Annotated in this window: 14 protein-coding genes; 5 read left to right on the forward strand and 9 right to left on the reverse strand. The window is 33.1% G+C overall.

All coding sequences use genetic code 11. The features are described 5' to 3' along the window. Nucleotides 1-31: 31 nt before the first annotated feature. From ftsY to BM024_RS04230, 8 genes are all read right to left on the reverse strand, one after another. Nucleotides 32-985, reverse strand: a complete 954-nt coding sequence (gene ftsY, locus BM024_RS04195) for a signal recognition particle-docking protein FtsY (RefSeq protein WP_090678206.1) — start codon at nucleotides 983-985, stop codon at nucleotides 32-34. A 159-nt stretch (nucleotides 986-1,144) separates the two neighbouring features. Further along, entirely contained in the window at nucleotides 1,145-1,300 is a 156-nt protein-coding gene (locus tag BM024_RS04200) for a DUF4295 domain-containing protein (protein WP_090678207.1), read from the reverse strand. Between the two features lie 9 nt (nucleotides 1,301-1,309). Beyond that, nucleotides 1,310-1,492, reverse strand: coding sequence for a 50S ribosomal protein L33 (gene rpmG, locus BM024_RS04205; RefSeq protein ID WP_090678208.1), 183 nt, complete (start codon nucleotides 1,490-1,492; stop codon nucleotides 1,310-1,312). 24 nt (nucleotides 1,493-1,516) lie between these two features. After that, nucleotides 1,517-1,753: a 50S ribosomal protein L28 gene (rpmB, locus tag BM024_RS04210; protein WP_090678209.1), complete on the reverse strand. Its 237-nt coding sequence runs from the start codon at nucleotides 1,751-1,753 to the stop codon at nucleotides 1,517-1,519. Between the two features lie 76 nt (nucleotides 1,754-1,829). After that, nucleotides 1,830-3,083: a CinA family nicotinamide mononucleotide deamidase-related protein gene (locus BM024_RS04215; RefSeq protein WP_090678210.1), complete on the reverse strand. Its 1,254-nt coding sequence runs from the start codon at nucleotides 3,081-3,083 to the stop codon at nucleotides 1,830-1,832. After that, on the reverse strand, nucleotides 3,080-3,427 hold the full coding sequence (locus BM024_RS04220; RefSeq protein WP_090678211.1) for a hypothetical protein: 348 nt from the start codon (nucleotides 3,425-3,427) through the stop codon (nucleotides 3,080-3,082). Before BM024_RS04220 ends, BM024_RS04215 begins: the two co-directional genes overlap by 4 nt. Before the next feature lie 14 nt (nucleotides 3,428-3,441). Beyond that, nucleotides 3,442-4,053 (reverse strand): fumarylacetoacetate hydrolase family protein, encoded by a 612-nt coding sequence (locus tag BM024_RS04225; protein ID WP_090678212.1) that lies wholly within the window; start codon nucleotides 4,051-4,053, stop codon nucleotides 3,442-3,444. Between the two features lie 88 nt (nucleotides 4,054-4,141). Beyond that, a complete protein-coding gene (locus BM024_RS04230; RefSeq protein ID WP_090678213.1) occupies nucleotides 4,142-4,915 on the reverse strand; it encodes a 3'-5' exonuclease in 774 nt (257 codons plus the stop codon). Nucleotides 4,916-5,085: 170 nt separating this feature from the next. Between BM024_RS04230 and BM024_RS04235 the strand changes: the two genes are divergently transcribed. Further along, nucleotides 5,086-6,750 carry a B12-binding domain-containing radical SAM protein gene (locus BM024_RS04235; RefSeq protein WP_090678214.1) on the forward strand — a complete coding sequence of 555 codons (1,665 nt, stop codon included), beginning with the start codon at nucleotides 5,086-5,088 and terminating at the stop codon, nucleotides 6,748-6,750. A gap of 330 nt (nucleotides 6,751-7,080) precedes the next feature. Next, nucleotides 7,081-7,449, forward strand: a complete 369-nt coding sequence (locus tag BM024_RS04240) for a hypothetical protein (protein WP_245753856.1) — start codon at nucleotides 7,081-7,083, stop codon at nucleotides 7,447-7,449. A gap of 54 nt (nucleotides 7,450-7,503) precedes the next feature. Here the strand turns inward: BM024_RS04240 and BM024_RS04245 are convergent, their stop codons facing one another. Next, entirely contained in the window at nucleotides 7,504-7,947 is a 444-nt protein-coding gene (locus tag BM024_RS04245) for an acyl-CoA thioesterase (protein WP_143077715.1), read from the reverse strand. Between the two features lie 435 nt (nucleotides 7,948-8,382). On the opposite strand from BM024_RS04245, the gene BM024_RS04250 reads away from it, so the two are divergent. From BM024_RS04250 to BM024_RS04260, 3 genes are all read left to right on the forward strand, one after another. Continuing rightward, nucleotides 8,383-10,074, forward strand: a complete 1,692-nt coding sequence (locus BM024_RS04250) for an LTA synthase family protein (RefSeq protein WP_245753857.1) — start codon at nucleotides 8,383-8,385, stop codon at nucleotides 10,072-10,074. A gap of 421 nt (nucleotides 10,075-10,495) precedes the next feature. Beyond that, nucleotides 10,496-11,179 (forward strand): response regulator transcription factor, encoded by a 684-nt coding sequence (locus BM024_RS04255; protein ID WP_090678297.1) that lies wholly within the window; start codon nucleotides 10,496-10,498, stop codon nucleotides 11,177-11,179. Beyond that, on the forward strand, nucleotides 11,172-12,566 hold the full coding sequence (locus BM024_RS04260; protein ID WP_143077716.1) for a sensor histidine kinase: 1,395 nt from the start codon (nucleotides 11,172-11,174) through the stop codon (nucleotides 12,564-12,566). The genes BM024_RS04255 and BM024_RS04260 overlap by 8 nt, the downstream gene beginning before the upstream one ends. The last annotated feature ends 4 nt before the right edge of the window (nucleotides 12,567-12,570 follow it).

Genomic DNA, 12,570 nt, shown 5'->3' on the forward strand with positions numbered 1-12,570 from the left:
AGTAAATAATATTAACAATAGCTTTGAAAAACTATTTGAAAAAAGAATCTACGAATTCATATTTATTAAAAACCTGTAAATCCTCAATACCCTCACCAACACCTATATACTTCACAGGAATCTGAAATTGATCGGAAATACCTATAACAACCCCACCTTTAGCAGTACCATCTAATTTAGTAACCGCTAAACTAGTAACTTCAGTAGTAGCCGTAAATTGTTTCGCTTGCTCAAAAGCATTTTGACCCGTTGAACCATCTAAAACCAAAAGCACTTCATGCGGAGCATCAACTACCACCTTTTGCATAACTCGCTTCACTTTAGAAAGTTCATTCATCAAGTTTACTTTATTATGTAATCGTCCAGCAGTATCGATGATAACAACATCAGCATTTTGAGTAACAGCAGACTGCAACGTATCAAATGCTACAGACGCAGGATCACTTCCCATTTGCTGCTTAATAATAGGAACACCTACTCTATCTGCCCAAACTTGCAATTGATCAATAGCCGCTGCCCTAAAAGTATCCGCTGCTCCGAGAACCACCTTGTATCCGGATTTTTTTAACTGATATGCCAGCTTCCCTATCGTAGTAGTCTTTCCTGCTCCATTTACTCCCACCACCATTATCACATAGGGCTTCTTATCTTTAGGAATAACAAACTCAGTCTCTTCCCCAGATTCCGTCTCAGAAAGTAAACTCGCAATCTCCTCACGAAGAATTTCATTTAACTCATCTGTACCTACATACTTATCTTTTGAAACTCTTGCTTCAATACGTTCAATAACCTTCAAAGTAGTAGCAACCCCAACATCTGAAGTTACCAAAATCTCCTCTAAATTATCTAAAACATCATCATCAACCTTTGATTTCCCAGCGACTGCTTTAGTCAATTTAGAAAAAAAGGTCGATTTAGATTTCTCTAGACCTTTGTCTAATGTTTCTTTCTTTTCAGAAGTAAACAGCCTTTTAAAAAAACTCATAGTATAATCGGTGTTTGAAACACAAATATAAAGAATAAACTTAAATCATTTGAATAGCCAACCACAAAAGCCATTAATTATGAATCAATGCTCTGAAGTAGGTATAAAAAAAAAGCTGTCTTCACAGGAAAACAGCTTTCATATTCGATTATCAGATAATTATTTCTTCGCGTTGAAGAAATCATCTGCGAAATCTGGAGCCATAACACTTTCTACGAAAGTATAAGCACCCGTTTTCGGAGATTTTACCATTTTGATAGCTTTAACTAACTTCTTAGATGAAGTTCTTAAAGACGCAACGGATTTCTTTGCCATGACTACTTATTATTTTATTTCTTTATGAATAGTTACTTTCTTCATGATAGGATTGAATTTCTTAATTTCCAATCTATCTGGAGTATTCTTCTTGTTCTTAGTTGTAATGTATCTTGAAGTTCCTGCTAATCCAGAAGCTTTGTGCTCTGTACATTCTAAGATTACTTGTATTCTGTTACCTTTCTTTGCCATTGTGATCTATTTTTTGCGGTAGAATTATTTCGATAATCCTTTTACTTTTGCATCTTTCAACACAGCAGTAATACCTTTTTTATTAATTGTTTTCAATGCAGACGTAGAGATTTTTAATGTAACCCATCTGTCTTCTTCAGCAATGTAGAAACGTTTTTTAACTAAGTTCACAGAAAACTTTCTCTTAGTTTTATTCATCGCGTGAGAAACGTTGTTTCCAACCATTGCGCGCTTTCCGGTAATTTCACAAACTCTTGACATTATTCTTATCTTTTATTTCATTATTCAAAATCAGGGTGCAAAGAAACAAAAAAGAAACTGATTAAACAAAATCTTTTTATTTATTTTTCAACATTTCCTCGTAGACCATTAACAATCCTTTTGAAACTGCCTCCTGAACTACTTTTTCTCTAGGCTGACCCAAGTTAAACTCTTTAGCAAAAACAACTTCAGGAGTAGCAATACCTATAAAAACTGTCCCTAGAGGAACATTCAAATCTCCTTTAGTCGGCCCAGCATTACCTGTAGTCGCCACAGCAAAATCCGATTTAAATAAGCGTTTTGCATTCCTAGCCATTTCAATAGCTACAGCTTCACTAACAACCCCTTCTTTGCAAATCAACGTTTCGTCTATTCCTAACACATCAATCTTACTTTGTGTTGCGTAAGTTACAACACCTCCATTAAAGTAAGCAGAAGCTCCAGGAACGGACGCAAATAACTGTGTTAAAACACCCCCCGTAAAACTCTCTGCAAATGAAATACTTTTCTGTAAATTCAACAACTGTTTCGCGATATTTTTATCAATACCTTCATCTTGAAAGCTCACCACATATTTCAACACCTCATTTGGCAACAAATCCACAAGGTCCTGAATCTTTTTTTCCAGCAAATCGTAATCAGTTCCATGAACAGACAATCTAAGTCTAACACTTCCAGGACTTGGCAAATACGCTAAAGAAACATCATTTGGCAAACCATCTTCCCACTCCTGCAAAAACTCTGCTAACAAACTTTCACCAACTCCATAAGTCATTATAGTACGGTGAATATTGTATTCCTTTACAAGATTCTCTTTAACAAAAGGCACTAATTCTTCTTGAAAAATAGTTTCCATCTCATAGGGAACTCCTGGCATACAAACAAAAAATGTATTTCCCGACTTCATCAACATACCTGGCGCAGTACCCACCCTATTCTTCAAAACAATCGCCTTCGATGGCACTAAAGCTTGTAACTTATTAACTTCTGAAATTGGTCTCTTGTAATAATTCTCCAATAACATAGTGACATGCATAAGGACCTCTGGATTTTGCACGAGTTCATCATTAAAAAAATCACAGAAAACCTTTTTAGTAACATCATCTTTCGTTGGGCCTAACCCTCCGGTTAATAAAATTAAGTCCGCAGTACCATTCACCCGACTTAAAACATTACGGATAGCCTCTTGTGTATCAGCAACTGACACAACCTCATTAATCTTAAACCCTAAGGAATCTAACTCTTTAGAAAGATAGGTTGCATTTGTATTAACGATTTGACCGATTAAGATTTCATCTCCAATCGTCACAATAGTTGCTGTTAAATTCATAGTAAATTAAAATCTTTCTCCAACTCCTTAATCCCCTTTTTCAAATGAAATTTAAAAGCCTTGAAAATTTCTTTCACCTCTTTCTTTTTCCCTTCAATCGACGCCCATATCAACATTGCATTCAATTCATCAAGAGCCAAATCCATACCTAAAAACTCAAGATATGGCTTAATCTTAAGCAATTGCCTCTCTACTTGAAGATGCTTTTTATCAGCAATCGCAACCTTAACTTTCTTAAGAACCTTTCTTCCATCCTTACAAAAAACAATCAAGTGATCACGAACAAACACCTCATCGTGTTTATAACGAACATAAAGTGGCTCTAAATCATAATACAATGCCATAAGCTGTAGTTATTTTATTTTACAGAAATCTCGAACATTCTTCTACCTTCTATAATCCCAGTTAAAACATCGTCTGGATTTACACGCCCTACTCCTGCTGGAGTTCCCGTAAAAATTAAATCCCCCGTTTTAAGGGTGAAATATTTAGATATATGAGAAATCAACTCATCAATACTCCAAATCATCTGGGATGTTGAACCTTTTTGAACAACCTCACCATTTTTCAACAATTCAAAAGACGTATCTTCTAGATTAGTCAATTCAGTTTTAGAAAAGAAATCACCAACCACAGCCGACTGATCAAAGGCCTTAGCTTTTTCCCATGGCAGTCCTTTCTCTTTTAAAGAAGTTTGAAGATCCCTTGCCGTAAAATCTATACCCAAACTAACCTCATCGTAATATTTATGCGCAAATTTTTGCTCAATATACTTTCCAACCTTATTAATTTTAACTACCACCTCTACTTCATAATGCACATCATTTGTAAATTCAGGAATTACAAAAGGAAACTTTTTCAATACTAAAGCCGTATCCGGCTTCATAAAAAGCAATGGTTCAGTAGGACGTTCATTCTTTAATTCATCAATATGATCCACATAGTTTCTACCTACACAAATTATCTTCATCAGTATATATTATTTAAACTTTCACCCTTTACTTCACATGTTAGACAAGTATTCAATACCTATTTAAACACATCTCAAGAGGCTACTATTAAAACTTAGTATTTAACTTTCTCAACTTAATAGCTGTTAAGACCTTTTTTGTATATAAAGGAAAATCAGCATTTTGAATCCACCCAAAATACCCAGGCTCTTGCTCTAAAATATCATCTACCAAACATCCTTTATGCTTTCCAAACGCAAATATTTCCTTACCATCATCATTTAACCCAATAAATCCAGCAAAATCCACTGACTTTTTACGTGTTGTAAATTCAGAAAGCACTTTCATATCATTTTCTAAATCGTCATATCTATCTAGCTGTGCTTTCAATATTTCATAAGTCGCATGAGTATCTGCAGCCGCAGAGTGTGCATTCTCTAAAATCTCATTACAATAGAATTTATAAGCAGCACTAAGAGTACGTTCTTCTTTTTTATGAAAAATAGTCTGCACATCAACAGATACGCGATTCCCCATCTCAAAATCAATTCCAGCTCTAAGCAACTCTTCAACCAATAAAGGAATATCGAAACGATCTGAATTAAAACCTCCTAAATCAGAATCTTTAATCATAGCATGAACTTGTGGAGCAAGTTCAGAAAACAATGGCTCATTTGCCACTTTCTCATCGGTAATACCATGAATCGCTATTGTTTGTGGCGGAATTGGCATACCCGGATTCACCAACCACGTTTTACTTTCTTTATTTCCATTTGGAAAAACCTTTAAAACTGCAATCTCTACAATCCTATCTTTTACCACATCTACACCCGTTGTCTCTAAGTCAAAAAAGCAGATGGGTCTATGTAACTTTAATTCCATTTTTATTATTTCTGTTCATACAAATATAGAAAATTAGATTCGAAAGACGGGTAAATACAGCCTCAATCTGTATATTTTTTAAAGAATCACATCCTTCAACTGCATATCATCAAACACTTTTATACCTAACAAAAATACACGTACTTTGCATTCAATAAATATCCGCAGACATGCCTAAAATTTTACTTACAACACTTAACGCAAAGTATATTCATTTAAATCTAGCGATTCGAATACTCTACGATTTAAACAAAGACAACGCAGATTTAGATTGGTTTGAATTTACTATTAAAACTAAACCTGAAGAAATAGTAGAACACTGTAGCGCTTATGATATCATTTGTTTCAGTTGTTATATTTGGAACATCACAGAAACATTAACCGTTTGTAAGATGATTAAAGAGCTCCGTCCAGATATAAAAATTCTATTAGGAGGTCCCGAAGTAAGTTATGAATGGGAAGATGTTATAGCAAAACCTTATGTTGATTATCTATTGATAGGAGAAGGAGAGATTCCGTTCGAAGCTTTTGTAAAACAATACCCGAACCTTTCTGATGTTCCCAATCTAGTTTATAAACAAGAAGATTTCGTACAGTTCAACAAAAGGAACGTAAGTTTTGATATCACAGACTTAGGAGGCAGAAACCCTTACCAATATGACCCAAAAGAAGAACTAGCAACTAAAGTAAGCTATATAGAAACAAGTAGAGGATGTCCTTATAAATGTGAATTCTGCTTGGCGAGTTTAGACAACAAAGTTCGCTATCTCCCAATGGAAACTATAAAAGAGAATTTATTATACCTGATGAATCACGGTAAAACCATTAAGTTCTTAGACCGTACTTTTAACGTTAAGAAAGCTTTTACTTTAGAATTATTCCAGTTCATACTTGACAATCATCGTCCAGGAAATATATTTCAGTTTGAAATAACTGCTGATATTGTTCACCCAGACATCATTGCATTTGTTAATGAGAAAGTACCACCAGGGCTTTTTCGTTTTGAAATAGGAATACAAACTGTAAATCAAGAAAGTAATCTAGAAGTAAGTAGAAAACAAAACTTTGAAAAAACCAGTCGAGTGATTCGTCAATTAGAGGAGCGCATAGAAATGCACTTAGACCTTATAGTTGGATTACCTTTGGAATATATATCAGATTTAAAATATAGTTTTGAAGAGACCTTTAAACTATACCCTCCAGAACTACAACTTGGTTTTTTAAAATTCCTAAAAGGAACACCTGTACGTGAAAAATACGAAAACTACGGTTATGTATTCGATCCTGAGCCTCCTTACCAGATTATCAAAAGTGATTTCATGAGTGAAGAAGATATATACAAGGTAACCTTATTAGAAAAAGCTTTAGAAATCTATTGGAATAAAAAGAGAACGCCAAATGCATTGCGCTATATAACAGAAAGCTATGGCATATTTGATTTTCTAATGGGACTAGGAGCTTATTTTGAAACCCGTTTCAATTTCCACAAACACTCTCTAAACCAAACCTATCAGGCTATATTCGATTATTGTAAAGAAACTTACAATGACCCAATAATTTCTGAGTTATTGGCAACGGACTACTATGCATATAGCAAAATGAAACCACAAGACCTATTTGAAATAGAAGTAGACAAACAAGAGCGTTTTGAATGGGTTAATTATTTAAAACTTAACCATCATAAATATAGATTTGCCATATTTCCGATTCATTTTGATTGGAATCATTGGCAATCTGCTAAAGAGATTGTAAAATCCGACCACCTTCTCATCATTACTTACGATGGAAAGGAAGCACCAATCATAGAACAATTCGCACCACTATGCGAAGCATAAAACACAAGAAGGGATATTCTAAAGATATCCCTTCTTTTTTTACTACCCCCTATTCAATCTATAGTACCTCTAGAAAGCGATTAACTCCTCCTTTTTCTAACTCTACATTTTACAAAACAAACAATTAAACTCTTACAAAACAACCTCCAAAAATTGTCAAATAATCAATCTTAAAAAAGAAAAACAATCATATTCGTATTAAAATTTGGTCAATTAAATTAAATTCATTTATTTTAGACCCTGAATACAAATTGATATATGAATATTATTCCCAAAATAACATGCTGTTTCATTCTTTGCATACTCATAGGATGCAAAAGTTCTGACACTTTGTCTACCTATAAATTAGACCAAGGAAAAACAGTTATCTATTCTGGAAAAACATTCTTATTTAAAAACTACTATTTTACTTTTAAAGACAATCAAGCAACCTTAGTTTATACACAAGATGTAAAATTAGCTCCACAATCAGAGCCTATATTTTTAGCATTGAAAGAAAATAAAAACAGTAGAAAATTTCAAGAGTTCACTGACTCTAGCAACAGTATTATTGTCAAGATAATAAGTGAGAATGAAGTGCGTTTGCAATTAGACAAAACGCGTTATACCTTGCGAAACAATCCGATTGAAACAGTACTTTCCTTAGAAAACAAGGCAATACTAGCGGATGTCGACATATGGAAACAAGAACACCAATAAAAACCAAAACTATAAACCAAAAAAACCTTCCGTTAATTCAGAAGGTTTTTTTATTTACAATGAAGGCTCAAACACTTTTAATTCTTCTCGAAGCCATTCAGGCACCTCAATAGATTTTCCTTCTTTAACATCTATCAACACTTGAGTACTGCTTCCAATCGCATGTATGATAGGCACTCTATTTTTTCCCTCACTTACTATAACATATTCTAGAACAAAACTCTTTGTCCCGATAGTAGAAACACGCACACCAATTCTAGGCTCTTTAATACCCAAGCGCATTTCTTTCAAATAGTCACAATTAATATTAGCAATTACAAACATATGCTGAAACCAATCCCAGGTTTTACTAGCCGTAGTCATATACTCTCCCCTGCCTATTTGAAAATAATCTATATATATTACATTATTCACATGACCTAGTGGATCCAAATCATTCCATCTCAAATGCAATGGCATAAAAAACCTATAATCAGACAACTCTAATTCCTTTTTCATAATACTACAATTTTCACTATGCAAGATAAAACTAAATACATAAATACACCAAAGCTAAGCATAGTTAAGGATAAATTTTACTCCAACTTAAGATTCGCTTAAGATAGCCTCTTCCCCTTTTTCAAGCACCAATACTCGAGTACTTTTGATATAAAAATAATGCTAATGAAATCTATATTCAAAAACAGATATAGTTTAGTGCTCTTTTTCAGCACACTTTTTATATTCTTATCTACATCACTCCGAATTGTATTTTTAATTTGGGCCAAAAACGATGTCGAATGGAGTTTTTCCTCAATGCTTCACATTTTTTGTTATGGTCTTCTTTACGACATAACCGTTGTAAGTTGCTTTACAATCCCATTCACATTATACCTGTTAATAATACCAAACCGTTTTATAAACTCTCTTTTTGATCAAATAATGTTATACTTTATGTATACACTTTATTGGATCATTCTTTACTTTTCATTCTTCGCAGAAATAACTTTTTGGGATGAATTCAAAAGTCGCTTCAATTTCATAGCCGTTGATTATTTAATCTACACTTATGAAGTGGTAAAAAACATACAAGAATCTTATCCTCTCCCCCTATTAATAGGCGGAATTATTACAATAACAGCTGTTACAATTTATTTTACGTTTAAAAGAAATGCATTTAAAAACAGTTTTAGTTCAACTCCTAAATGGTCTAAAAAACTACTAGTATTTTGTTTAAACCTAGTAATTACGGTTACACTTCTAAACATACTAAGCAATGAAACAACAATTCAGTCAAAGAATAGATACACTAGCGAAATTGCTAAAAATGGTATATTCTCTTTTTTCTCAGCGTTTAGAAACAATCATTTGAAATTCGATGAACACTATTTAACCCTACCTATTTCAGAAGCTTTCGCACAAGTAAAAACAGATCTACAAGATTCGAAAACACGTTATGATGTAGCATTTAAAAATCCTCTTAGGAGAACGATACTAGCAAACAATCCTGAACAACCTGAACAAAAACCCAACGTTATATTGGTACTAATGGAAAGCATGAGCTCCTCCTTTCTAAAAGAACAATACAATGAAAAATCAATTACCCCTAACCTCAACAAAATAGCAGATAGCAGTATTTTTTTCTCAAACATGTTTGCCAACGGAACGCGAACTGTTAGAGGTATGGAAGCAATAGCACTATCTATTCCCCCAACACCAGGAAATAGCATTGTTAAAAGAGTCAACAATCAAAACTTATACACAATTGCTAATGTTTTTAAAGATAAAGGATATCAAAATATGTTTTTCTATGGAGGAGATGGCTACTTTGACAACATGAACGCATTTTTTGGAGGAAATGGCTTTGATATATACGACCGCGGAAGAGGAAGTATTTTAAGTGACAAAATAAACACTAAACGCCACAACATTGATGACAAAGAAGTTAGTTTTGAAAATGCATGGGGTATTTGTGACGAAGATATATACAACAAAGTAATACAAGTTGCAGATTTCAAACACAAAACAAAAGAACCATTTTTTGCTTTTGTAATGTCAACATCCAATCACAAACCTTATACTTATGAAGAAGGAAAGATAGATATCCCATCAGGAACAGGTAGAGCTGGTGCCGTTAAATATTCTGATTATGCAATCGGAAAATTCCTTGAAGAAGCTAAAAACAAACCTTGGTTTGAAAATACTGTATTTGTATTTGTAGCAGATCATTGCGCAAGTAGCGCAGGAAAAGATGCAATAGATGTAAAAAACCATCACGTACCTGCAATGATTTACAACTTAAAAAACCATCCAAATGAAGTAGTCTCAAAAGAGGTTTCTCAAATTGACCTAGTACCTACTCTTTTCTCATTACTAAATTGGAATTACACCTCGCAGTTTTACGGCAAAGACATATTTGACCCTCAATACCAACCACATTCATATGTTGGAACATATATTAAGTTGGGATACAAAAAAGGTGATGATGTTATAATTCTATCAGATCAAATGAAAATCAATCAATATAAATGGGACAAAAATAACCTGAAGGAAACAGCAATAGATCCTTCTTTCAAAAAAAGCATCATATCTCATTATCAAACAGCAGACTACTTATTTTCTAACAATCTGTTACAAGAAAAATAATAGTTCCATTTAGAACATTCTTACAAGTACTGTAAAAAATTTCATCTGTTTTTATATTAGTTTTTTTACAATGGTTATCTCTGAACATAGAAGCGGTTTATTAAAATCGCTTCCCTATGTTCTCACAAAATCAATTTTTATTAAATTTCCATTTCTAGCAGCATTTTAAAACCACATCTCGTCTTAAACAGCCTTTTAACATGTACTTTATTTTAGTTTCAATATAGGTAACTCCATAGAAAGACTATCCCCATGATAGATATACCATTCAAAATATATAGCTCTTTTTATAGAATAATAGATAAGCTGCCTCATACGCATTTTGGACCTAAATAATTCTTTCCCTACAATATTTCGATTTATTAGAAGAAAATCATTTAATTTATATAAGAATTCATTCTTTCATATAGAAACGCTAGGCATGTTTATACCCAAAATATTAATTATAGAAGACGAAATAGGCATTGCAAGCTTCCTTACACAAGGATTGCAAGAAGAAAATATGAATCCCACACATTGTCTCAGCGGTGAAGACGCATTACAAGAAATTTGCAAACAAAAATTCGATGTTATACTCCTAGATTGGACACTTCTAAACATATCAGGACTCGAAGTCTGTAAACAGATTCGATCCACAAGCAATATAAACTCCAAAACCCCTATCATTTTCACTACGGCCAAAGACACCTTGGAAGACACTATCACGGGACTACAAGCGGGAGCTAATGACTACATAAAAAAGCCTTATGCCTTTAGTGAACTCATTGCTCGAATACAAGTTTATCTTAGAGCTAACAGTAAAGACCATCTTGTAAATTCCGGATCTATCTCACTCGACTTAAACACACTACAATGTTTTTTAGATAACAAACAAATCAATCTAACTTTAAAAGAATTCCAACTATTGACATATCTATTTGAACACAAAAACAGAACATGTACTAGAAAAGAAATTCTAGAAAATGTTTGGGACATTCACTTTGAATATGACAGCAGCGTCATCGATGTATTCATCAATGCTATTAGAAAAAAATTAAATCTTGACAAAAACGATTCACGGCTACAAACAGTTCGAGGCGTTGGTTATATATCAAAAAATGTTTAAAAAATTATCTATAAAGAATAGAATTGCTTTAATCTACAGCTTTTCATTCACTGTAATACTCGGATTAATCTTTGGAGTTTTATTCTTCGTTGTAAAAAACGGAGTCAATCAAGTTATGTATGAAACCTTGAATGAAGAAATAAACAGCCATGTAAACTTTGTATTACATGAACCTATTTTTAAGAGCTATGTACCAGAAAGAGAATGGGAAGAAGTAGAGCATACCGATTTAGCTTTAAACCCCGTTTTTATAGCTATTTATGACAACGATTTTAATCTAGTAGAACATTCTCCAAATCTAGTAGACCCTAAATTTCAATGGAAAAAAAATCAAGCAGAAAACACTCCTTATTATACTGAAGTCAACTCTATAAAAATGTTGATGTCACAGGCTCAACTTATACATCATGGTGAAAAAGTAGGATATGTAATTGTCGCCCTCTCTACAAAGCACAACCAATTAGCACTTGAGTACTTAGAAACCTCTTTAATGTTCATCTTTCCTATTGCGGTTTTACTAATCTTTATTGTAGCTCGGTATAGCGCTTCTAATTCAATAAGGCCCGTTTTTAAAATTATTGATACAGCTCAGAAAATAACTGAAACCAATCTAAATGAGCGAATTCCTTTACCCAAAAACAAAGATGAACTTTTTCAATTGTCAAAAACAATAAATGATTTACTAGATAGACTAGAACTTCAAATCATAAAAGCAAAACAATTTTCAGCAGACGCTTCTCATGAGCTAAGAACCCCATTGTCAATCATTAAAGGCACATTGGAGGTATTAATCCGAAGAGAACGCAAACAAGAAGAATATCAAGATAAAATACAATACACCTTACAACAAGTAGACAGGCTGTACCAATTAGTAGAGCAATTTTTACTATTATCAAGAACAGAGAATAACAGTATAAAAATATTTAAATCCACTTTCGACCTAAAGGAAGAAATTACAAATTGCTTGGTACGTTTTGATTTTTTAATAAAAGAGAAAAGCATAAAAATCGTTTTAGAAGGACTACAGCCAATGCTAGCTAATAATTCCAAAGAATATCTAGGAATAATCATTGATAACATTTTATCCAATGCTATTAAATATACTCCAATCCACGGAAGCATTATTATATCTTGTTATTTAAAAAACAATAAATACCATATTGTTTTTCAGGACAATGGCAAAGGAATTCAACCAGAGTTTTTAAAAGAACTCCATGAAAGACATTTTAGAGTACTTGATGAAAAAAGTCACGACATATCTGGCTATGGTTTGGGATTAAACATTGCCTATAAATTAGCTCAACTCTGTAACGCTTTAATCAGCATTCAAAGCACAAAAGAAAAAGGCACCGAGGTAACACTAACAATAGATTCTTTTACAGATTAATTAT

It is taken from the genome of Myroides guanonis, assembly GCF_900114085.1.
Lineage (GTDB): Bacteria > Bacteroidota > Bacteroidia > Flavobacteriales > Flavobacteriaceae > Flavobacterium > Flavobacterium guanonis.